This is a genomic window from Clavibacter capsici (assembly GCF_001280205.1).
GTDB classification, from domain to species: domain Bacteria; phylum Actinomycetota; class Actinomycetes; order Actinomycetales; family Microbacteriaceae; genus Clavibacter; species Clavibacter capsici.
The window spans coordinates 40,835-62,698 of the sequence record NZ_CP012575.1; the positions used below are offsets into that span (position 1 = coordinate 40,835).

Below are 21,864 nucleotides of genomic sequence, written 5' to 3' on the forward strand. Positions count from 1 at the left end.
CACGTGGAGTGGGTGATCGGTCATCATGTGGTGCGAATGCATGACCCGCGCGTGCCCTTCCGTGGTTGTCCATCGCCATGGTGGCCGTCGTCGCCGCAGGATTCATCAGCTCCTCCGGCGTCAGCATCGGCCTTGCCGCGCTGCTCTTCGTGATCGCCACGGGCACCTATGAGGCGCGCAACCGACGGTCAGGCGGCGGCGCCCGCTGGCACCAACGTCACGATGGCGGATATTCCTGGGGGTGCCCGCCGTCGGTCGTCAACACGCGCCACGCCGACGGGTAGGCGATTCGCGAGCAGACCCCACAGCTGCGGGGCGCCGGTCCAGTGCCCGAGCATGACGACCATCGCGATCAGCACGCAGCCCTCCCAGCCTTTGTTCTCGCGGCGGTTCCTGTCGAGCGTCACGCTTGCGAGCGGCGCCGGCTAGGCCGTGGACTTCGCCCTGCCGCTGTTCGCCGGTGCCGTGCTCGGCCTCACGGCCGCGCAGACCGGCGCGCTCCTGGCGGGGGGTCTTGCGACGTCGTTCCTGCTCCGTCCGCTCGGCGGCGTCGCCGCGGACCGGTAAGACTGGGCCATGATCGCCACGGCCTCCGCTCTCATCCTGGGCGCCGGCTATGCGCTCGTCGCCGCCGCCGGCACCTTCCCCGTCGTCCTCGCGGGCGTGCTCGTCCCGGGCCGGCGGGGCGTTCCTGAGGGTCGCGCTGCGTGCGACCGCCGGCGCCCGCCACCAGGCGGATCCGCGCGCGTTCGCCCGGCTGATGTCGGCCGAGGAGCTGGGGTCGTGGGTCGTCCTCGCGCCGGCGATCGCGCTCCTCGCAGCGGCTGGCTATGCGCCGACCTTCGCCGCGGCCGCGGCGTACGCGTTCGTCGCCGGCGTGCTCCTCGCCTCGAGCCGACGCCGGGCGTCGCCGCGGGGGAGTGGCGACGTCGATGCCCCTCGAGTGGCGCCGCTCGTCGACGCCGGCACCGCGGTCGTGCGCGAGCTCGCCCGCCGGCTGCGCCCGCTCCTGGCTGTGGTGACGGTCATCGGGACCGCGGAGGCCGCGATCGGTCTGCTCCTGGTGCTGCACCTGCAGCGTGAGCTCGGCCTCGAACCCCTCGCCATCGCGTGGGTGTCACTCCCGGGAGGTATCGCCCTCGCGGTCGCCCCGCCCCACCAGCACCGGCTCACGGTCCGGTTCGGCCGCACGCCCGTCCTCGTCGGCGCGGCCATCGCCGGCGCCGCGTTCGCCGGCGGGCTCGCACTCGCCCGGGATCCCGTGACGATCGCCGTCGTCTGGATCCTGTCTGCGCTCGCGCAGCCCGCGATCCTCCCGATCGAGCAGGCCGCCCTCACCGAGGCCGCCGGCCCCGCCCGCATCGGTCGCGCGCTGGGCCTCTACGAGGCCACCACGCTCCTCGCCGCCGCCCTCGGCAGCCTCGCCGCCGGGATCCTCTACGACGCCGTCCAGTGGAAGATCGCGTGCGCGACGTCGGCGGCCGTGATCCTCGCCGGCGGGCTCCTGCTGCCGCGGGTCGTCCGCCGGCTCGCGCCGGCGTCCGCTGCCCGCTGAGCCACCAACGGCGAGAGGGCCGACCCGTGCCGGGCCGGCCCTCTCATGCGTCCTGCGCGCGCTAGCTGTTCGCGCGGTACTCCTCGAGCAGATCCGCGGAGATGCGCCCGCGCTCGGAGACCTTGTGGCCGTGCTCGCGCAGCCACTCGCGCGCCGCGCTGAGGTCCTGCTTCGGGCTCGAGCCGGCCGAGCGGCGGGGTGCCTTCCCAGAGGTGGCGCGGCCGACGCGGCGGCCCTTCTCGATGTAGTCATCGAGCGCGGTACGCAGCTTGGCGGCGTTGTCGTCGCTGAGGTCGATCTCGTAGTTCACGCCATCGAGCGCGAATGGAACGGTCTCGCCCTGGCCCTCGTCGATCTGAGTGCCGTCGATGTCGTCAACGAGCGTGGTAAGTACTTTGCGGGCCATCTAATTTCCTCCCCAAACGGATTCAGCGCGGTAACGATGCGCTGAATCCCACGATACATGCCCAGGTCCGTACAGTGCGCATTTGCTGGTCGTGGTGCGCCTGTCGCATTCGTTTTGAGTCAGGGGAGCGGGGTGATGAGGTCAGCGCGGTTGTTCTTCATGCTGTTCCCGTCTCGGGAAACCTCATAGTGCTCGAGGTCGTTCGCGACCTGGAGCGACTCACGATTAAGGAGCTTGAGCAGGTCCTTCGCCGGCAGATGATCGCCGAGCCAGTTGTCGTATGCGTCCGGGGTGAGGTACGCCGGTATCCGGTCGTGAACCTCGCCCGGAGCCTCGTGCGCGTCCCGTGTGATGATCGCCATCGAGAGCCGCCACTTGTCCGGGTCGTCCTCGTCCTTGGCCGGATCCGGCCACGCGGAGACGATGCCGGCCATCGCGATGGCCGCGTCCGGCTGGTAGATGAAGTGCGGTTGCTTGCCCGTCTCCGTGATGACCCACTCGTAGTAGCCGGCGGTGGGGATGATCGCTCGAGCCGTTGCGAACGACTTCCGGAACATCGGCGACGTCGACACGGTCTCGATGCGCGCGTTGATCGGCTGCGGCCGCTGCTTCTTGAAGTCCTTCGCCCGCCCGGGCACATACCCCCAATGCACGGCCGGCACCGACCGCTCACCCTCGCGCTCACGCACTAGCGCGACATCCCGGGTTGGCGCAACGTTGAAGTCATCCCGCAGCGGATCGAACCCGTCCAGCAGATCGGGCAGGAGATCTCCCGAAGCCCGTGTCACTACGAAGCGTCCACACATACGGCGAGTCTTGTCCCTCTCGTGGGGAATGCGACCGGTTGAGCCGTGTGTGTACACGGGATTGCGGGGGAGACTCATGCTTGACGCCACCATTCGGCGGTCACTTCACAGCAGAGAGGGCGGCATGAGCGGGCGGAAAGCGAAGGCATCGAGAGGGCAGGCGCGACGCGAGGCGGAGCGTGCCCGCCGCAGCGGAGGAGGGGGAAGTGTCGCGGCGACCCTGGACCCCGAGATCGGGCCGATCCCGCTCGCGTCGGACATCTCCCCCTACCTCGGCGACGGGGCGGCAGCGAAGGCGTTTCGTGACGGCGCCGTCGCGCTCATCGAGCTCGGCCAGCGGCAGCACGCCTACTTCGGGAGAGACCCTGCACGCGTAACGGCTGCGAAGGACGCCGACGGCCGGGACGTCCTCGTCACATCGGACGAGCTTCCCGAGGAGTGGACAGAGCTGTTCGCGCGCTCGATCATCTGGCTGCGGACGTCTCTGGACTACCTCGCGTACGAGCTCACGATGGCGCACACCCCGGACGCGGATCCGCGGTTGATTGGCTTCCCGATTAGCCGGAGGCCGTGGGACGTCAAGGCCAAGGCCCGGGAGAAGATCGCGGCCATGTCTCCTGAGTCGCAGCAGATCATCGAGGAGCTGCAGCCGTATCACACGCCAGGGGAGGACAGGCCGCATCACCCGCTGATCGTGCTCGACGAACTCCGACAGCTCTACGCGCACCGACGACCGGCGGTGATGCTGACGGCCGTGACGTCGACGTCTGCGCTGACGCATCCGGTCGGGATGCGCGGCAACGTGAAGGTCGACATAGGCCGACCGGCGTTCGAGAGTGATACTCCCTTCGCCACCCCGTGCCTCCCGTCGAGCAACCCCTGGCGGGGCACGGAGTACGCGGGCGGTCCGGAGCGGGAGTACCCGACATGGGCGCAGGTCAACTTCGACGTGTGCATGGGCCCAGACACGGCCATCTCCGATGGCACAAGAATTCATCAGATGATGAATCACCTCTACGACCAGATCCAGGAGCACGTCCTCGCACGGCTCCTCGGCGTGAAGATGCCTCAGGACTAAGGTTTTCCGTCTGTTAAAAATGCGCAGGCAAGCCATCACGGGCTGGTTCTGCATTGGCATTGTGCAGGGCGTGCTCGCCGGCCGCCTTTGAGAGGCCCGCAGGGAACCGATCCGCGAGCTCCCGGCCGAGACCAGCAACCGGCCGTAGGAGTGATGTGCCCTACAGGTCGGGCGGCCCTCGGCCCGCCGCACTTTGATGAAGCGTCGACGACACTACGGACGGCAACAAGCCTCATGTCTTGTCCGGCGGACAGCTTGGCTGCGCCTGAGGGCATCGGACCGTGCCAGGCAGCCACATGGTCATGCGCCAATCTGCGTCGGTGCAGGATGATGGCCTCGTGGAGCAGAGGACGCGGCATGGCCAGTAGACCCCTCAGCGAGCGGGCACGGCGTCGCTGGCAACTGACCACGCTGGCTTCTGTGGCGCTCGTGGCCGGGGGAGTGCTCCGCGGTTACCTTCCGCCGTTTGTCCTGGACGATCCGTTCTGGCGGCAGTTCTGGTCAGGTCCGCCTGTAGCCGGCCTCTTTGCCGTGGCTGCCGCTGCGGTGGCGTTCTACCCAGCTCTGCGCTCCACCCGCATCGCGCGCGAGAACGCCGCGCGCGAGCAGTGGTGGAACCGCGCCGAGTGGGCGCTGGGGTTGGCTAGCTCAAGCAACCGGGATGATCGACAGGTCGCAAACGATGCTCTGGCCGCGCTCCTGGCTGATGCCACACAGACCGAGGCTAAGATGATCGTTCGCTCCATTGAGATCCTGCAACGGGGTCAGGACGTGGACAGCGCGGCGAAGGCGACGCATGATAGAGGCTGGAGGAGGATCTTCTGTGCCAAGAGTGACTAACAGGGACGGCAGCCTGCAGGAGCGCATCGCGTCCGGCAAGGCGGAGCCGATTAGCGAGCGCGAACGAGCGCAGCTCGAAGAGCTCTACAGGATCTACGAGAGCCGGTTCGGCGAGCAGCTCGACAACAAGGCAGCGTCCAAGACGGGCTGACGGCCTGTTGGACCGCACACAGAAGGGATCGGCCTCAAAGGGCCGGTCCCGTCTGTGCTGACTGCACAGCCCAGACGGACACAGCAGGTGCGGGTGTGCCGGTCATGGTTCGCTCCTCGAGATCTCGGCTGGCGTCGTCCGAGGTCAGTGCTTCTTGTCTCGCGTGGGCGACTCGTTGCCCGGCTTCACGGTGTCGGCATCACGGATGACGCCCTTCGGAGTCTGGATGTAGACCTGTCCGCCTCCGGCGTCCCGAACCTGCACCTTCGCGATCCTCTCTGCAGCGGCCTGCGTCTTGGTCGTGGCCTGGGGCGTGGTGCTGCCCAAGATCAAATGTGCTGCGGACGCCGGACACATCACAGTGAGCACGGAGGAGTCCCCGTGCTTCCACCTCAACCTGCCGCTGTGTAACTCTGATCAAGCGTTCGAAGGGCGGGTCGGGGCTCGCAGATGAGGCTCGATTACGGGTGGTGGATTGGGGTGCCCGAGCGCGCTCCTCGGCTTGGTGCGTGCGCGCTCGTACCGGGTCCTGCCGGTCGAGGCGGTGAAGCCGACGATCTGGCTCGCTTCGGCGATGGCGAATCCGTCCCAGTGGATGAGGCATACGAGCTCGGCGTGGGCGGGTGAGAGGCGGTCGATGGCGTCGCGGACGTCGGCGCCATCGTCGGCGCCATCGTCGGCGGGCTGCATCTCCTACCGGACACGCCCATCCGTAGGCTGATGGTGTGCTGCACCTGCTTGTTGACACCTCCACGTACCTCGACCTTGCCGAGCGCCGAGACGGGCAGCGGTGGATCGTGGCACTGCGGGTCCTGATCCGTCAAGGGAACGTGAAGCTCTTGGTCCCGCGAGTAGTCATTGAGGAGTACGACCGCAACGAAGCTCGCGTGCAGACCGCGATGACGTCGAGCATCGCGTCACGGTTCAAGGAGATTCGCCACGATCTCGTGACCTACGGCAGCGACGAAGATACTCACGCCAAAGAGGTCATCGAGGACCTCAGTCGACACCTCCCACTCGTCGGCGCCATGACGACCAGGAACTTCGAGGAGCTACGAGAACTCCTCATGGCCGGCCAGATCGTTGAGCCTTCGAGGGTCGAAATGAGCCGCGTCGTCGGGCGCGGATTGAAGAAGGCTGCGCCGTTCCACAGCGGGAAGAACAGCGTCGCGGACGCCGTCATCCTCGAGCTCTACCGGACGGCGACGCAGGCAGCGGACCTCGCGCTGCACCCGCACGCGTTCGTCACCACCAACCACACCGACTTCTCCCAGGCGAATGGTGATCGGCGAGAGCCGCACAACCACATCGCGGATGCGTTCCACGAAGTGGGTAGCCGCTACGCACTCGGGGTAGACGGCCTCCTCACCGTCCTGCGCGACCACTTCGGTGAAGAGCTGGCAAAGCTTTTTGAGGAAACCGACTTCCAAGAGGAGCCCCGCCGCCTGGACGAGATCGTCGCCGCAGAGACAGAGATGTTCGATCGCATCTGGTACCACCGGTCGTTGCAGCACGACTACCGGGCCGAACGGGATGGCGACGCGGCGGAGCTCCAACGCCACCAGGCCATCGCCGGCCCCGCCCGCGCGCGTGCCGAGGTTTGCTACACCGAACCCGGGCAACTCGGCCCGTATACGGACTTCGAACTCGGCATGCTCCACGGAAAGCTCAGCGCCCTGCGCTGGGTACTCGGCAGCGAGTGGGACTTCCTGGACACCTAAATCACGGCACGCTGACCGATCCTCCACGGGATGGCACAAGGGTGGCCCGTTTACGTCGTGATGGTGGGTCCGTTGTGATTACTGTCATGATGAGGAAATGGGATTCCTTGCTCGTGTGTTCGGCCGTTCCAGTGGGCAATCTGGTGGCGATGATGGCGTGGAAGGCCTGGCCAAGCTGAGCGGCACAACGACGACCTGCCGGGCCGCCATCACTGCGCTCGCGGAGCGGTACGGCGCGGCGGACGGTGGGTATCTCGAGCTACCAGCGTCGCTCCAGCGTGAGCCGCACAACCCTGTCGACCGCAACGCGGTGGCCGTCATGGTCGAGGGGGAGCGCGTGGGGTACCTCCACAGGTTCTCGACGCCGGCTGCCCAACTCTCAACGGTCGGTTCACGGCCCGCCCGCGTGCAGATCTTCACGGAGGTGCTCCCGAAGGGTCTTCGCGCCGAGGCATGGGTGTGGATCGGCGCCCGAAGCCCTCAGTGGGACTGGTCGGAGTCGAAGCGCCCGCCGATGTCGTCGAAAGCGAAGGCTGAGATTGAGCACGCTGAACTACGGAACTCGATCCGCGAGGGACTGAACGGTGGTGATGACCGAGCTGGCGAGCTCCGGGCGGGCATGGTCAACGGCGTGCACTTCCTCGAACTCGTTGAGCCGATCAAGCAGTTGAAACGCGAAGGTCGTCTTGAGGAGGCGCTGGTGCTCTGCTACGCCGCGATCGAAGGGGCGGAAGGCGGGCGCGCCAGGCGGGAGCCTGCACCGGCATACACGGAGCACGCAGCCATCATCCTTCGCAAGCTCGGCCGCAAGGACGAGGAAGTTCTCGTCCTGAAGCGATGGCTTGCGCTCTGCCCGCCGGAGCACCGTGACGGTAGCCGGATAGGGCAACGACTCGCCAAGCTTGGGTGAGTCAGGACGAAGTCAGGGGGGCGAGTAAGAGACGTCGATAAGTTGCTTGGAACGCTGCTTGATGAAGCTCGAGGTTATTGACTGGTCCGCGGAAGGGCTGATGTCACTGCTCCGCGCTGCGGGCCAATCATCGAGGCGCGCTCCGTTCCCGGGGAGCTCGACGCTGTCGCGCATGTCCGCATGCATCTCGAGGGGTTCGAAGGCGGGGAGTAATGACCGTGCCTTTTGGTGGCCCCTGGCGCTCAATGTTGGGGCCGTCTCTTTAACTCCCGTTGTTGCGCATGCGCGGCCCAGCGGCTCGTGTGAGGAACGATGCGGCGGCGACGAGGACCAGGACCAGGATCATGGCGCCGCGGAGGCCGAAGTGCTCGCCGAGGAATCCGAGCAGCGGTGGCCCCACGAGGAACGCGATATAGCCGACCGTCGCGACGGCGGCAACCGACGACGTGGGGTCGTCGCTGTCCGCGGCGGCCGAAAGCGTGACGGGGAAGCCGAGGGCGGCGCCCAGCCCCCAGAGGACCACGGCGCAGCCGGCGGCGAATGGGCTGTCGACGAAGACGACGATCGCGATGCCGGCCGCCGAGATGAGGGCGCTGACCCGCAGGACGGCGACGTTCCCGAACCGTGCCAGCAGCGGCGCACCGAGAAAGCGCCCCACGGTCATGGCGGTAGCGAAACCCGCGAACACGATCGTGCCGACGGTCGCGGAAGCGCCGTGGCCGTCGACCATGAGCAGGGGCAGCCAATCCATGGCCGATCCTTCGGCAAGGGCGAGGGCCAGCACGATGGCGCCCAGCATGAGCACCCGCGGTTCGCGTGCCATCTGCAGGAGCGAGCGGTGCGGCGCGGACGCGGACTCGCCGGTAGTCGCGGCGACTTCGCGGCCGGTAACTGGTGATACCTGCCGGATGACAGTGCCCAGCAGAACGGAACTGATCACGGCCACGCCGACGAGCTGCCATAGGACCGGGAACGCGATCGCCGTGAGGCCGATCCCCGCCACAGAGCCGAGCACGGTACCGAGGCTGAAGCAGCCGTGCATGGCGGGGAGGACCGAGCGCCCGAGCGCGGTCTCGATGGCTGCGCCCTCTAGGTTGAGGGCGATCTCGGAGAAGCCGATCCCCAGGCCGGTCAGCGCGAGGCCGACGAACACGCCGATCGTGGACGACAGGCTCGCGGACACTCCGACGAGCGCGATGCCCAGTGTGAACGCCGCCCCGCCGAGCGTGACGGTGAGGCGGACGCCGTGGCGCCGTACAAACGCGGCCGAGGTGAGGACACCGGTCATCGAGCCCATGGACAGGCCGAGGAGCATGAGGCCCATCTCGGCGGTGGATGCGGTGAGGAGGTCGCGGACGGCAGGGGTCCTGACGACCCAGGACGACATGCCGATGCCGAACACAAGCATGAAAGCGAATACCGCCAGGCGTCGGCGGAGCAGCGGGCTCTCCGTGTTGGGGACGCTCGGATTATGCGTCGTCACCGCTGCGGAACGGGTGCGAGCCTCGGTCTCATGCTCACCCGATCGCGTTCCGTCATGCATGGTGATCCTCGTATCGGTGTAGTGGCGGTACACGCAGTTACGTGAGAGCGACGAAGTGGAAGTAGAGCGTCTTGTCCCCGTCAGCCTGGCACGCCGCATCTGCGTTCACGGCATGCTCCGAGTACCTAGTGGCGAACGGAAAACCCGGGGCTATCGGAGCCGGACCGGCTGCGGTCCGCAACTTCTGCTGACGACGCTACCCGGCTGTTGGCACCTGAACGGCCGGGTCTACTTGGGACCCGGCCGCGATGGTCTCAGCTCTCGCGCGCTCCGCGTATCACCACGCGGGGCATTGGCACGCCTGCTGGCGGCGCCACCTCCACAGAGCCGTCTCGACGCTCGACACGATATGTCACCGTCGCAGCTGTGAGCGCGTCGGTGATGGTGACATCGCGTGCGCCGTTCGGGCCGGGAAAAACGTGCAGCGTCAGGCCATCGATGTATTCGTGGTCCGGTCGGTCGTCTCGGCCACCGATCGGTAGGATGGCACCTTCGCGGACGTAGAGCGGGAGCGTGTCGAAGCCGTGCTGCTCGGTGCGCCATGACCCACCCTCGACGATCTCGTCGGTGAACCAGTTCGTCCAACGGCCGTGCGGAAGATAGAGATCCGCGGTTCCGTCGGCGGAGAACACAGGGGCAACGAGGAGGTCACCGCCGAGCATGTACTGCGTGTCGAGATACGTGACGGCGCGGTCGCGGAAGAACTCGAGCGCCATCGGCCGCATCACCGGCACGCCTCGCTCGTGGGCCTCGACGCCCGCGTGGAACAGGTACGGCATGAGTGAGAGCTTCAGCTTCGTAAACGACCTCGTGACGTCGACGGCTTCGTCGTCGAACAGCCACGGCACCCGGTAGGAGCTGGATCCGTGCAGCCGTGAGTGCGATGACAGCAGCCCAAACGCGAGCCACCGCTTGAACACGCCGGCGTCGGGCAGGCCCTCGAAGCCGCCTATATCGTGCGCCCAGAAGCCGAAGCCGCCCATGGAGAGGGACAGGCCGCCGCGGAGGGTCTCGGCCATGGACACGTGGCTGGAGGAATTGTCGCCGCCCCAGTGCACGGGCATGGTCTGGCCACCTACGGTCGCGGAGCGCGCGAACACGACCGCGTCGCGCGCTCCGCGCTCCTCCACGAGCACCTCGTGCACGGCCTGGTTGTACAGCTGGGCGTAGAGGTTGTGCATGGCTTCAGGGTGGCTCCCGTCGTGCCAGACCACGTCGGTCGGGATCCGCTCGCCGAAGTCGGTCTTGAAGGAGTCGACCCCCTGCGCCACGAGCTGGCGCAGGTAGCCCTGGTACCAGGCGACCGCGTCAGGGTTCGTGAAGTCGACGAGCGCCATGCCTGCCTGCCACATGTCCCACTGCCAGACATCGCCGTCCGGCTTTCGCACCAGGTAGCCGGCGGCCGCACCCTCGTTGAACAGGGGAGAGCGCTGGGCGATGTAGGGGTTGATCCAGACACACACTCGGAGATCCCTCGCGTGGAGGCGGGCGAGCATGCCGTCCGGGTCGGGGAAAGCCCGGGGGTCCCAGACAAAGTCGGTCCAGTTGAACTCGCGCATCCAGAAGCAGTCGAAGTGGAAGGCGGAAAGGGGAAGGTCGCGTTCGGCGAACCCGTCGATGAAGGAGTTGACAGTCTCCTCGTCGTAGGAGGTGGTGAAGCTCGTAGTGAGCCAGAGCCCGTAGCTCCACGCCGGCACGAGCGCGGGCCGGCCCGCCAGAGCCGTATAACGCTCCAGTACGTCCTTGCCGGTGGGACCGGCGACGACGAGGTACTCCAGCGCCTCACCCTCGACCGAGAACTGCACGCGCTCCACCGTCTCGGTGCCGACCTCGAACGAGACTGCGCCGGGGTCGTTGACGAGGACTCCGTAGCCGCGGTCGGAGAGGTAGAAGGGAATGTTCTTGTAGGACTGCTCGCTGGAGGTGCCGCCGTCAGCGTTCCAGATGTCGATGGACTGGCCGTTCTTAACGAGCGGGCCGAAGCGCTCGCCCAGGCCATAGATGTGCTCGCCGACGCCGAGGTCCAGCTGCTCGTGCACGAAGGCGCGGCCGGCGGCGTCGTGCATGTAGCCGACAGAGCGGTGGCCGGAGCCAGTGAGGCGCGTGCCGCCGGAAGTGAACTCCAGCGACCAAGGTGCGCCCTCGCGGACGGTTGCCGTGAGTGGACCGCTGGTCAGGGTGCCCACGCCATCGACGACCGTGGCGTTGCCCGCTATCTGCCCCTGATCGCCCGGCAGGGTGAAGCCCCCTCGCCCACGGGTGCCGCGGTGGTGCTCGATGCGCACGCGGATCACGCCCTCGGCCGGTGCGGTGAGGGACACGGTGAGCATGGGCCGGTTGAGGGTGTCGCCGCGGGTTTCCATCCGCTTGGTGGGTGCGTACGCTATAAGGCCGCCGTTCTGCTCCCACACGTCATGGGCCTCCTGCGCATAGAGCGCGGTCACGCCCGGGAGGATCTCCCAGTAGCCGTCAGTGAACTTCATGCCTGCCTCCTCTTGGTGGTTGAGGCGGCGGGGGAGCCGGGGCGGGTGGTGGTAATCACGGGAGGAGCCTTCCTGAGGTGGCGGGACGGGTGGGTTCAGGGGAAGTTGAGCTGCTGATCTCAGCCCTTGAGACCGCCGGCGAGTAGATCGGCTCGCCAGAACCGCTGTAGTACGAGCACGAGGATGATGAGCGGGATCACGGACACGGCGGAGCCGATGATCACGAGCGGGTAAAGGGAGGTGTCGCCGGCACCCTTGGAGAGGAACGTGTACAGGCCGAGGGTCAACGGGTACTTGTCCTGGTCGGACAGCATGATGAACGGCAGCAGGAAGTTGTTCCAGATCCCGACGAACTGGAGCAGGAAGACCGTGACGAGGCCCTGCGCCATCATCGGTAGCGCGATGAACCCGAAGATACGCACTTCACCGGCGCCATCGAGCCGCGCGGCCTCGAGGGTGTCCTCGGGGACGGCGGCGGTTGCGAACACGCGGCAGAGGAAGATCCCGAACGGGTTGATGAGCACGGGGAGCAGCACCGACCAGTGGGTGCCTGCCAGCCCGATGGCGGCCATCAGCAGGTACTGCGGGACGGCGAGGACGATGCCGGGCACGAGCACCCCCGCGAGGATTACGGTGAATAGCGCCTCACGCCCGCGGAAGCGGAACTTGGACAGCGCGTAGCCGCCCATGGCGGAGATCAGGGTTGACAGGACTGCGCCGACTCCTGCGTAGAGAAGGCTGTTCAGCGACCACAGCCAGAACTGCCCGCTGCCGTAGGAGCTGAGGTTGGCGAAGTTGTCGAGCAGCCCGGTGCCGGGGGCGAACGAGAACGACGTGAAGAGCTCGCGCGGGGACTTCGAAGATGCGATCACGACCCAGGCGACGGGGATGAGGCAGTAGAGCGCCCCGAGGATGAGGACTATCGCTGCGAGGCGGGGTCGCCTCGTAGTCGTGCGGCGCCGACGGGGCTGACGGTCGCCGGTGCGGACGACGGCGGTGGCGGGTGTGGGGAGCGTGGTGGTCATCAGGTGTCTCCGAAGGTCCGGCGTTGGAAGAAGCGGAGCACGAGCAGGGAGAAGGCTAGGATCGCGGCGGCGAGGATGACCGAGGCGGCTGCGGCTGCGCCGAGGTTGTCGTTGGTGAAGGCGTCCTGGTAGATCTTCATCAGCGGCACCCATGTGCTGGAGATGCGCGGCGTGAACGGGCGCAGCGTCTGCGGTTCGCTGTACAGCTGCAGGGTCCCGATGACGGAGAACAGGCCGGTGAGCACCAGCGCTGGGGCGACGAGGGGCACCTTGATGCGCAGCGCTACCTGCACTTCGGAAGCGCCGTCGATGCGGGCGGCCTCGTAGATCTCGGTGGGGATCGCGCGGAGCGAGGTGTAGATGATGATCATGTTAAAGCCCACCCCGGACCACAGAGCGATATTCGCGAGGGAGAAGTAGAGCGTGGGCGTGCCGAAGAAGTCCAGCGCTCCGCCGCCGAGAGCGCGGGAGATGTCGCTGAGAGGGCTGGTGCTGGGGAGGTAGAGGAAGCCCCAAAGTAGGCTCGCGATCACCCCGGGGACAGCGAAGGGCAGGAAAATTGCGGTGCGCGTGAAGCTCTGGAACCGCACGCGGGGGGTGTCTAGGAGCAGTGCGAACAGGAGCGCGAGTCCGAGGACGCTGGGGATGGAGATCGCCCCGTAGAGGAAAACCCGGCCAAGGCCCGCGACGAATTCGGTATCGGTGAGCGCGGTGATGTAGTTCTCGAAGCCGATGAAGGTCTCTTCGCGGCGGCCGAAAGCGCCGCCGGCTCCGACGCGGAAGCCGCGAAAGCTGAGGTAGATCGCGTAGATGATCGGGATGATGAGGAACGCGGCGAACAAGATGATCGCCGGAGCGGCGAACATCCACGGCGTGAACGCTCCTTGAGTCGAACGGCGGCGTCTCGGCTGCCCTGCGGTCGGGCGATGCGGTGGCGCGATGGTGGCGGTAGGCGATGACATCAGTGTCCAGACTCGAGTGCCGACGGTGCTGGGATAGGTGGAGGGGAGGAGCTGCGGCCGCGCCGCAGCTCCTCCCGAAGGTGGCTACTCCTCGACGGAGTAGCCGGTCTTCTTCAGGTCGGCGACGACTGCGTCCTGGGTGGCGGTGTAGACGTCGCGGAAGGACGTGCCGTTCAGGGCTGCGGCGTTCATGGCGTCGTTGAACACGGTCTGCGCGACGTTGACGTTCGGTCCCCAGGTGACGGGGATGGTGGTGTCCTCGATGACCTGGTCGGCGATCGTGTAAAAGTTCGCCTGGTCAGGCATGAGGGCCGGGGGTGCGCTCTCGGCGGTTGCCTCGCGGCCGCCGTTACCGCCCGGGTAGAGATCGAGCGTCAGCAGGAGCTTCGAGCCCTCATCGGATGTTGACAGCCAGGTAGCGAACTTCGCGGCGGCTTCGGCATCCGACGACTTCTCGGGCACGAAGTAGGCCGATCCGCCGATGAACGGCACGGACGCGTCGCCCTCGGTCCACTGGGGGAGGGGCGCGGATTCCCACTTGCCGGCGGTGTCGGGGGCAACGGCGTTGATGACGCTGGGCACCCAGGATGCCGCAGCCCAGGAGAGGACCTTGCCATCGTTGATCTCCGCGTTCCACTCCGGGGTCACGAGGGCCTCGACCTTGACGAGGTCACGCTCGACGAGGTCCTGCCAGAAGTCGGCGGTCGCGAGCGACTCCTCGCTGTCGATGCCGACCTTCCAGGTGTCTCCGTCGTTGGTCCACCACTCGGCGCCCGCCTGTGCCGCCTGGGCGGCGAAGAACTGGAACTCGCCCGGGTCGAAGCTGGAGATGTAGACCGTGGGGTCCGCGGCATGGATCTTCTCGGCCGCCTCGGCGTACTCGGCCCACGTGGTGGGGACTTCGACTCCGTACTGCTCGAAGAGGTCCTTGCGGTAGGTGAACATGGCGGGGCCGATGTCCTGCGGGACGCCGTAGACGCGGTCGTCAAAGGTCGTGAGGTCCCAGATGTTGTCCGCGACGTCACCCTTGGTGTCGGCGACGTCGTCGGTGATGTCTTTCACGACGCCGGCCACGACGAGTGACGGCAGGGCCCGATACTCGACCTGGACGATATCCGGGGTCTTGTCGGCCCGGTCAGCGGCGAGCAACTTCGAGGAGGTGTCGGCGGTACCGCCGACCTCGGAGAGCTTGACGGTCACGTCGGGGTTGAGCTCGTTGTACCGGTCGACGATGGCCTGCGCTTTGGGGTCGTTGCCCTTGACGGAATAGGTCCAGAAGTCCAAGATCACCGGGCCATCGGCGGCGGTGTCTCCGCTAGCGCCAGCGGAGCAGGCGGACAGCGAGAGGGTAAGAGCCCCAGCCATGGCGAGTGCTGTAACGAGGGGGCGGCGTCGACGGGCCTTCGGGGCCGATCGGCGTGCGTAGGGGCGCGGTGCTGACATGTCACATCTCCTTCGACGTGTGCGGAGCGAAGGCAATGCTCGGCCTCCGAGTGCGTGTTCCCATGATCATGAAAACGTTGCCATACTGTCAAGTGTTCACGTTGTCATCGTCACGTATACGCCGATCAGCGGCGCTTGGAGTCATCCATGAGCACGTTCCACAATCCCGTCCTCCCAGGCATGAACCCCGACCCCTCGATCTGTGCAGTGAGGGAGGAGTACTTCCTCGTGACATCGTCATTTGCCTACTGGCCCGCGATTCCCGTCCATCGCAGCCGGGACCTCGTCCGCTGGGAGCCGATCGGCCATGTGCTGGATCGGGCCGAGCAGATAGATCTGAACGGTCTCGAGATGTCCGACGGGATCTGGGCGCCGACCATACGCCACCACGAGGGCATCTTCTACGTGGTCTTCACCGTCGCCCGAGACCGGCGGGGCAGCGTGAACTTCGTCACTACAGCGACCGATGCCGCCGGCCCGTGGACGCAGCCCGTGATCCTCGACGCCGAGGGCATCGACCCCTCGCTGTTCTTCGACGACGACGGCCGCTGCTGGTTCACCGCATGCCGCGACGCAGAGGACCCCACCCTGCGCGGCCCTGCTGAGCTATACCTTCAGGAGCTCGATCTGCATGACCTGCGGTTGATCGGTCAGGTTCACGTGCTCTGGAATGGCGCCCTCTCAGGCGCTTGGGTGGAGGCCCCGCACATTTACAAGCGCGAAGGCATCTACCACCTGATCGCGGCCGAAGGCGGGACCGAACGGAACCATGCCGTCACGGCCGCCCGATCCACCTCGGTTACGGGCCCCTATCGGACCGATCCCCGGAGCCCACTTCTGACGCACCGTCACCTCGGCGAGAGCGCGACCATCCAGAACGTCGGTCACGCCGACCTAGTGGACACGCCTGCCGGGGAGACCTGGGCGCTAGTGCTGGGTACCCGGCCGATAGATGGTGCGCACACCCTCGGCCGGGAGGTGTTCCTCGTGCCCGCCACATGGACCGACGATGGTCTCGTGCTGGCGCCAGGGAAAGGCCGCGTCACGGAGGTTGAGCGCAGGCCCCTCGGGCCGTACGCCGAGGAGGCACGACTCGGGTCAGCGCTGCCGGAGCGTGAGCGATTCGCGAATGCCGGGCTCCCGTGTGAGTGGCGGAGCCTTCGCGGTCCAGTTCGGGAGCATTCAGGTGCCCCCGGCGAGGGCCTATCCTTGATCGCATCCGTCGACGCGCTCTCGAGCAGCGGGACACCGACCTTCGTCGCCCGCCGGCAAGAGCACCATCGGTTCGAAGCGAAGACATGCGTGTCGTTCCAGCCGGAGACCGCCTCGGAGGAGGCAGGACTTGCGGTCTTCCAGGATTCAGGCCACTACGCCACGCTCGCCGTGAGCCGGGATGAGTATGGGAAGCGGATCGTGCGGTTCCGCCGGTCCGACGTGTCAGGAACAAGCGGCGAGGTCGCACTCTCGCACGACGGTGACGCAGTCCTCCGGGTCATCGGTGACGACGACGCCTATGTATTTTCCTGCTGGCACGACCGCGAATGTGATTGGCTCACGCTCGGCAAGATACCCCGCGCCTGGTTCAGCACGGAGCATGCCGGAGGCTTCGTCGGCGTGCACGTCGGCGTACACGCGACCGGTGCCTCGGAGAAAGGGTCCCGCCCAGCACGCTTCTCATGGTTCGAGTACGCGCCCCGGTTCGATAGTGCGAAGGCGGCGTCTCACTCCGTGATAGCCGCCAACTAGGAGCGTAAGGGCGAGGCTGTCTTACCCTCGGCGCGGAGCGGCGGTGCTCTTCCGCACCACGAGAGTGGGCGCTATCTGCCGGCGCGCGGGCGCCTGCCCTGTCATGGTCGAAATGAGCGTCGCGATGGCGGTGCTGCCCAGTGTCACGAAATCCTGACGCACGGTGGTGAGGGCCGGGACGAAATGATCCGCTCCTGCGATGTCGTCGAAGCCCACAAGGGAGATGTCTCTGGGAACGGATATGCCCAGTTCCGCGAGTGCCGACAAGGCGCCGAGTGCCATGAGGTCATTCCCTGCGAAGATCGCTGTCGGGAGACCGCTAGGGCCCGCCGCTAGTTCGGTGGTAAGCCGATACCCGCTGGCCGCGGTGAAGTCACCCTGCAGCATTTCTTGCGGCGCCCCGGGCGATAACTCCAGCTCGTCCCGCCAGCCCTGGACTCGTGCAACCGCATCGTACGTCTCGGCGTTTCCGGCGAGGTGCACGATGCGCTCATGGCCAAGATCGAGCAAATGCCGCACGGCAAGGCGTGCGCCAAGCTCCTGGTCGAGCTCGACGAAGCTGATCCTGGGGTTCGGTGCGCTACCGGACATGACTACGCTCATCGGGATGTCCGCAACGATGTCGGACAACGCATCGACGGCGACCTGACGTGCGGCGATGACAGCCACACCCTCCACGGACTGGTCAGTGAGGCGACGGACCATCTCCGCCAGGTCAGCGGCCGCGCCTCCCTGCCAGCTCGCCAGGTTGATCTCATATCCGGCAGCTCGTGCGGTCGTCTCGATGCCGAGTAGTACGCGGGGCAATTCATAGAGGCCAGACCCCGCCATGACCACGCCGATCGTGGACGACCGTTTGCTCTTCAGTGCTCGTGCGACGGTGTTGCGCCGGTACCCGAGCTGAGCGATCGCCGCCTCGACGCGCGCGCGTGTCTCCGGGCGCACGGACGGATGCCCGTTTAGTACGCGGCTCACTGTGACGTGCGAGACGCCGGCGAGTTTCGCAACGTCAACCATCCCCGGTGCTCGACCCATGACCTGGACTCCCGCTCTGGACGTTTTCTTGGCGTTGTGCTGATGATCCCACAGCCTCGGGTAGGCGTGCGCGGCGTCAGGGGACAACCCGGTTGCCTCGACGTCCCGTCGACCAAGCCTTCCCCGTCGCCGATGGACTTCACCGCAGAGACGTAGCTCGTGCTTTATGTCTGGTCGGACGAGTGCGACCTTACGGCGCGGGCGCACGGAGTGCTTAGCGGGTCCGCTGAGATGCTGGTCGTCCAGGGCGGCATCGAAGATAGATACCTCATCGCCCTACGGCGACTGATGCCGCGCGCTGTTGCTCGGACTGAGCTAATGGAGAAGAGGCCCTGTTCCGCGTCTCGGGCAGGGCCTCTTGCCGTTTTTGATTAGTGAGATCTAGCGGCATAAGGGTATGCCTGCATACGATATCTCATCTATTACTCGAATGCCGATGGTTTACGCGCACTGTATATACGAGCAGGGGTTATCGGGATTGAACCACGACGAAGGCGCTTCATATGCGGCCATGTCATGTTGCGGCTGAGCGTGTGACTGAATCGGTAGATTTAGCATGCCAAAGGCTATGGCCGAGGTGGCGCTGATTAAGCATGATACTATCACCACAGTCGCGTATGCGATTGATTTATGTATGATATATACTTTCCCGAACATCACAATTACACGTGCCAAAATCGGAGGGAGGGGAAGGCGACTGGATACTTGGCGTCAAAGCTTGATGTGTATTTGTAAATGTAGTTCGTCACCATGGAATCGCAAGGGTCGCCGTTTACGTATCCTATTTCCCTTGCAAACTCCTCACATGTCATCATATAGCGTCGCTCCCGCACATGCGAGGAGCTATAAGCGGCACCATAGTAGGTGCTCATGAAATTGAGCTTTTTTGCACATGTGTCACCGCTATCTTTCTCGACTTTTGTAACGAGACCAGTGCCCACGCGGTCTGAATCGGTGCTTGAGTTGTACGCAACGCATACGCGGTACCCAGATTGCGCATGTGCTGCAGGCGTGACTCCTGCCAGAACCAGGGCCACGGTGAACAGCGCGGCCAGTGGTATCCGTACGATGCGAGTCGCGTAAGTGAACATTCGGCTCTCCTCTCTCCTTCATGTCGTTTCGAAAAGACGCGGCAGTGTGTCCGACTGTTAGAACGCTACCTAGCTGCCGTCTACCGACTGAATTTTGTTCACAGGTGTCCCCTGGCTTAGCAGAGGGGCCGTGTCGGCTCTCCTTGGAGGCGTCCCGCTCCGATCGCATCGTCACGGCGGATCCGACGGGGGAGCGTCCCCCGCGACGCGAGCTCCGCGCGGAGGACCTCGAGATCCCGCACGGTGACCTCCGCCCCGTGCACGCGGACGGATGATCCTCGGGAACGCCGACACGACGGTGTCGCCGACGGCCGTGAGCATGGTCTCGCCGGGTCGAGCGATCCGGCGGAGAGGATCAGCATGGACTTCGCATCGATCAGGATCATCACGGACGACGTCGACCGGCTCGCGCGCTTCTACGAGGAGGTGCTGGGAGTCGTCGCCGCGCGACCGGCCCCCGTCTTCGCGGAGCTGAGGACCGGAGGCGGTGCCGTCGCGATCGGCAGCCGGGCCACCGTCGCCATGCTGGGGGAGGCGACGCCGCAGCCGACGAGCGCAGCTACTGCGGCCCTGAGTCGATGTGGGATCGCCTCGAGTGTCTTGCACCAACCCGACTCGTAGCTTGGACAGGAGTAGTTGAGCGCGCCGTCTGCCTCGTTATGGCACCCAGCATCTGCAGTCGATACGCATCTGCACCCGACGTGGTACTCAATTTCCAGCCCTCCGGTAGTTTGCGGGCCATGGCCATGGCCATGGGCACGGCCCCGCGGTGGTATGACAAGGGAGCACGCGAATAACAATCTACCCTGATGTGTAAGGAGTGCTCTGAGTTGGCGGTAGTGCCCGCCGTTGTCGGTCAGCCCATCTGCCGGAGATAGTCTCTCGGGTTCGCGTCCCACCACTCACGACTGTGAACGATGCGCGTCGGGAATGTTGCGAGCTTTTTCTGGCGGTTGCAGGAACTACCGATTGCGATTGCCGCTGATTGCCCGTTAAGCGGAACGCTGTTCCATCCATAGTGCACGGGAATGCAGAGTGTCGGTGCGGGTCCTTCCGTCGTGTAAACCATGACGGCGTGAACCTTTGGATTTGTGACACTCAGCATGATGGCGTTGTCCCGAGGCGCCGCGTGAGTGGGGTTGGGCAGCTCCGCTGCGTTCGCCGCAACAGTGCCACCTAGTGCGATCGCAGTGCTGAGGATGATAGACAGGGTGCTAGTGCGCAAGGCGCGGTTTTGGACAAAGGTCATGGTCGTCTTTCTATCTGGGGTCATGGGTGGGTACCTACCCTAGGAGCTATCCTGTAATGCAACTCCACTTATACACAGGGTCAGGCGCGGTCCCGAGCTCGGCAGCACTCAGCAGTACTTGACTTCGGCCGCGCGGCTACAACTGCGGCTGAATCGGCGCTGATGATCGTGATGGCGGTACACAAACAGACTGCGCTTGGATCGCTTGAGATCGCAACACGACTTTGCGTGGAATAGTCTCCAATGAACGAGATCGTAGTCGTCCTGTACCGAAACTACAGGTTCCGACGTGCGGAGTTATCCAGCAAAGAAACAGCAGCTGAAGCGGCTGCTGGCTGAGTTTGCATCTGACATAGGTCAGGCTTCCCAAGGGCCGGCCCCTTTCGGTTTGTGCCCGTCAGTCCGTGGTCGACGTAGATCCGTTCAGCCGTAACGCCGAGGGCCGCTACCGCGTCCTGCTGCGCGGTGACGCCCTGTGCGTCCAGCGAGACGGGGGCGATGAGTTGTCCTGTCACACATTGCTCGTCCGATATGGCCTCCACGTTCCTGGTGCTGTGGAACGAGATGCTCTTGGATGTCAGCCTGCCGACCCTCATCGCCGATCTCGCCATCGCCCCGTCAGCAGGCCAGTGGCTGAACACTGGTACCCCTTGACCCTCGCGGACCTGATCTCCGCGACGAGGTTCGTCATGCGGCGCTTCCACCTGTGGGCGATCTTCCGCACCGCCCTATAGGTGTTCGTCGTCGGTACGGCCGTCCCCACCGTCGCACCGGGCTTCGGGGTCCTCCTCTTCGGTCGGATCATCCAGGCCGTCGGGACGGCGGTGGTTCTGCCCCTGCTGATGACCACGGCGATCCGGCTGATCCCGTAGTCGCGTCGCGGCCGCATCGTGGCGCTGGTGATCGCGGTGCCGGCCACAGCCCTCCGGCTGTGGGGCCCGTGGTGTCAGGGCTTGGCCTGACGTTCCTGCCGTGGCGGTTCCTGTTCATCCTTGTACTGCCGCTCGCGGTCATCGCCTGATCGCCGGTGCGCTGGAGCTGAAGAACGTCTTGATCCCGGAGCACGCGCCGCTGGACCTGCTATCCCTCGCGCTGTCCGCTTCGGGGCCCTGGCGCTGGGGTTGTCCCTCATCGGGGAGTCCGCCTCGGGGCACGCTGCGGTGCCGCCGCTGGTGCCCATCGCCATCGGCGTCGTCGGTGTGGTGGCGTTCGTCATGTGCCAGGTGGCGCTGCAGCGACAGGGGGAGGCGTTCCTGGACATGCGCATCTTCCGCAGCAGGAAGTTGTGATTGCGGTGCTGACCACGTCCTCCGATGCCATGAACGGCTTCGGGGTCGCGCTCGTCCTGACGGGTGCGCTGGGGCTCAGGACGCTCGCGATCAGTCTGTTCCTGCTCCCGGGAGGTGTCGTTATCTCGGTCGTGTCCGCGCTCGGCGGGCACGTCTGCGACCGCTTCGGCCCTGTGCCTCTGACTATTCCGGGAGGCGTGATCCGGGCCGCGAGCATCTGGTTCCTCAGCACTCTGGACGACACCAGCAGCTTGGGAGCGCACCTGGGCGGGTATCTCAACATGACGGCGCGCCAGGGGATGATCTGGGGCCCTGTCACCACGCTCGCCCTGCTGTCGCTGCGCTCAGAAATGTATCCCTACGGCACGGAGGCCGGCACCACCGTCCAGCAGCTTGCCGGCACCGTCGGGGGCGCCCGCATCGGTACATCTGATGCGCGATGACTCACGTATCAGCGCTGTGAGTGATGGCGACAGTCTTGTCCTCCTGCCTCGTAGCATCGCGGGCATCGCTATCAACAAGCCAACGGGC

Annotated in this window: 21 protein-coding genes; 11 read left to right on the plus strand and 10 right to left on the minus strand. The window is 65.8% G+C overall.

What is annotated here, in order from left to right:
* Positions 1 to 77 precede the first annotated feature (77 nt).
* From AES38_RS15920 to AES38_RS14915, 3 genes are all read left to right on the plus strand, one after another.
* On the plus strand, positions 78 to 284 hold the full coding sequence (locus AES38_RS15920; RefSeq protein WP_162232642.1) for a hypothetical protein: 207 nt from the start codon (positions 78 to 80) through the stop codon (positions 282 to 284).
* A gap of 148 nt (positions 285 to 432) precedes the next feature.
* On the plus strand, positions 433 to 567 hold the full coding sequence (locus AES38_RS16430; RefSeq protein ID WP_256998909.1) for a hypothetical protein: 135 nt from the start codon (positions 433 to 435) through the stop codon (positions 565 to 567).
* A gap of 193 nt (positions 568 to 760) precedes the next feature.
* The gene (locus tag AES38_RS14915) at positions 761 to 1,555 is read left to right on the plus strand and encodes an MFS transporter (RefSeq protein ID WP_053775909.1); all 795 of its coding nucleotides are present in this window, start codon (positions 761 to 763) and stop codon (positions 1,553 to 1,555) included.
* A gap of 61 nt (positions 1,556 to 1,616) precedes the next feature.
* Here AES38_RS14915 and AES38_RS14920 read toward each other — a convergent pair whose 3' ends face one another.
* Positions 1,617 to 1,961, minus strand: coding sequence for a histone-like nucleoid-structuring protein Lsr2 (locus tag AES38_RS14920; RefSeq protein WP_053775910.1), 345 nt, complete (start codon positions 1,959 to 1,961; stop codon positions 1,617 to 1,619).
* A gap of 119 nt (positions 1,962 to 2,080) precedes the next feature.
* Positions 2,081 to 2,767, minus strand: a complete 687-nt coding sequence (locus AES38_RS14925) for an SOS response-associated peptidase (RefSeq protein WP_053775911.1) — start codon at positions 2,765 to 2,767, stop codon at positions 2,081 to 2,083.
* A 76-nt stretch (positions 2,768 to 2,843) separates the two neighbouring features.
* On the opposite strand from AES38_RS14925, the gene AES38_RS14930 reads away from it, so the two are divergent.
* The 3 genes from AES38_RS14930 (at position 2,844) to AES38_RS15925 (ending at position 4,836) form a co-directional block, all read left to right on the plus strand.
* On the plus strand, positions 2,844 to 3,845 hold the full coding sequence (locus tag AES38_RS14930) for a hypothetical protein (RefSeq protein WP_053775912.1): 1,002 nt from the start codon (positions 2,844 to 2,846) through the stop codon (positions 3,843 to 3,845).
* A 357-nt stretch (positions 3,846 to 4,202) separates the two neighbouring features.
* A complete protein-coding gene (locus tag AES38_RS14935) occupies positions 4,203 to 4,685 on the plus strand; it encodes a hypothetical protein (RefSeq protein WP_053775913.1) in 483 nt (160 codons plus the stop codon).
* Positions 4,669 to 4,836, plus strand: coding sequence for a hypothetical protein (locus AES38_RS15925; RefSeq protein WP_157883581.1), 168 nt, complete (start codon positions 4,669 to 4,671; stop codon positions 4,834 to 4,836). Before AES38_RS14935 ends, AES38_RS15925 begins: the two co-directional genes overlap by 17 nt.
* 144 nt (positions 4,837 to 4,980) lie before the next feature.
* Here AES38_RS15925 and AES38_RS14940 read toward each other — a convergent pair whose 3' ends face one another.
* The gene (locus AES38_RS14940; protein ID WP_053775984.1) at positions 4,981 to 5,193 is read right to left on the minus strand and encodes a DUF2188 domain-containing protein; all 213 of its coding nucleotides are present in this window, start codon (positions 5,191 to 5,193) and stop codon (positions 4,981 to 4,983) included.
* 60 nt (positions 5,194 to 5,253) lie between these two features.
* Positions 5,254 to 5,526, minus strand: coding sequence for a sigma factor-like helix-turn-helix DNA-binding protein (locus AES38_RS14945; protein ID WP_053775914.1), 273 nt, complete (start codon positions 5,524 to 5,526; stop codon positions 5,254 to 5,256).
* 35 nt (positions 5,527 to 5,561) lie between these two features.
* Here AES38_RS14945 and AES38_RS14950 point away from each other — a divergent pair, with 35 nt between their 5' ends.
* Positions 5,562 to 6,557 (plus strand): PIN domain-containing protein, encoded by a 996-nt coding sequence (locus tag AES38_RS14950; protein ID WP_053775915.1) that lies wholly within the window; start codon positions 5,562 to 5,564, stop codon positions 6,555 to 6,557.
* 97 nt (positions 6,558 to 6,654) lie between these two features.
* Positions 6,655 to 7,467: a hypothetical protein gene (locus AES38_RS14955; RefSeq protein ID WP_157883582.1), complete on the plus strand. Its 813-nt coding sequence runs from the start codon at positions 6,655 to 6,657 to the stop codon at positions 7,465 to 7,467.
* A gap of 262 nt (positions 7,468 to 7,729) precedes the next feature.
* Here the strand turns inward: AES38_RS14955 and AES38_RS14960 are convergent, their stop codons facing one another.
* The 5 genes from AES38_RS14960 to AES38_RS14980 all read right to left on the minus strand — a co-directional run bounded on the left by AES38_RS14960 (position 7,730) and on the right by AES38_RS14980 (position 14,923).
* A complete protein-coding gene (locus AES38_RS14960) occupies positions 7,730 to 9,010 on the minus strand; it encodes an MFS transporter (RefSeq protein ID WP_081001941.1) in 1,281 nt (426 codons plus the stop codon).
* Between the two features lie 254 nt (positions 9,011 to 9,264).
* Positions 9,265 to 11,493 (minus strand): alpha-xylosidase, encoded by a 2,229-nt coding sequence (gene yicI, locus AES38_RS14965; protein ID WP_053775917.1) that lies wholly within the window; start codon positions 11,491 to 11,493, stop codon positions 9,265 to 9,267.
* Positions 11,494 to 11,612: 119 nt separating this feature from the next.
* Complete coding sequence (locus AES38_RS14970; protein ID WP_053775918.1) at positions 11,613 to 12,518, minus strand: carbohydrate ABC transporter permease; 906 nt, start codon at positions 12,516 to 12,518, stop codon at positions 11,613 to 11,615.
* Positions 12,518 to 13,480, minus strand: a complete 963-nt coding sequence (locus tag AES38_RS14975) for a carbohydrate ABC transporter permease (protein ID WP_053775919.1) — start codon at positions 13,478 to 13,480, stop codon at positions 12,518 to 12,520. The genes AES38_RS14970 and AES38_RS14975 overlap by 1 nt, the downstream gene beginning before the upstream one ends.
* Positions 13,481 to 13,564: 84 nt before the next feature.
* Entirely contained in the window at positions 13,565 to 14,923 is a 1,359-nt protein-coding gene (locus tag AES38_RS14980) for an ABC transporter substrate-binding protein (protein WP_053775920.1), read from the minus strand.
* Between the two features lie 147 nt (positions 14,924 to 15,070).
* On the opposite strand from AES38_RS14980, the gene AES38_RS14985 reads away from it, so the two are divergent.
* On the plus strand, positions 15,071 to 16,669 hold the full coding sequence (locus AES38_RS14985; RefSeq protein WP_053775921.1) for a glycoside hydrolase family 43 protein: 1,599 nt from the start codon (positions 15,071 to 15,073) through the stop codon (positions 16,667 to 16,669).
* 21 nt (positions 16,670 to 16,690) lie between these two features.
* On the opposite strand, the gene AES38_RS14990 is transcribed toward AES38_RS14985, so the two are convergent.
* Positions 16,691 to 17,686 carry a LacI family DNA-binding transcriptional regulator gene (locus AES38_RS14990; RefSeq protein ID WP_072174723.1) on the minus strand — a complete coding sequence of 332 codons (996 nt, stop codon included), beginning with the start codon at positions 17,684 to 17,686 and terminating at the stop codon, positions 16,691 to 16,693.
* A gap of 1,469 nt (positions 17,687 to 19,155) precedes the next feature.
* Between AES38_RS14990 and AES38_RS16435 the strand changes: the two genes are divergently transcribed.
* Together AES38_RS16435 and AES38_RS15000 are read left to right on the plus strand one after the other, a co-directional pair.
* Positions 19,156 to 19,416 (plus strand): VOC family protein, encoded by a 261-nt coding sequence (locus AES38_RS16435; protein WP_371259400.1) that lies wholly within the window; start codon positions 19,156 to 19,158, stop codon positions 19,414 to 19,416.
* Between the two features lie 1,922 nt (positions 19,417 to 21,338).
* Entirely contained in the window at positions 21,339 to 21,776 is a 438-nt protein-coding gene (locus AES38_RS15000) for an MFS transporter (protein ID WP_157883584.1), read from the plus strand.
* Positions 21,777 to 21,864 lie beyond the last annotated feature (88 nt).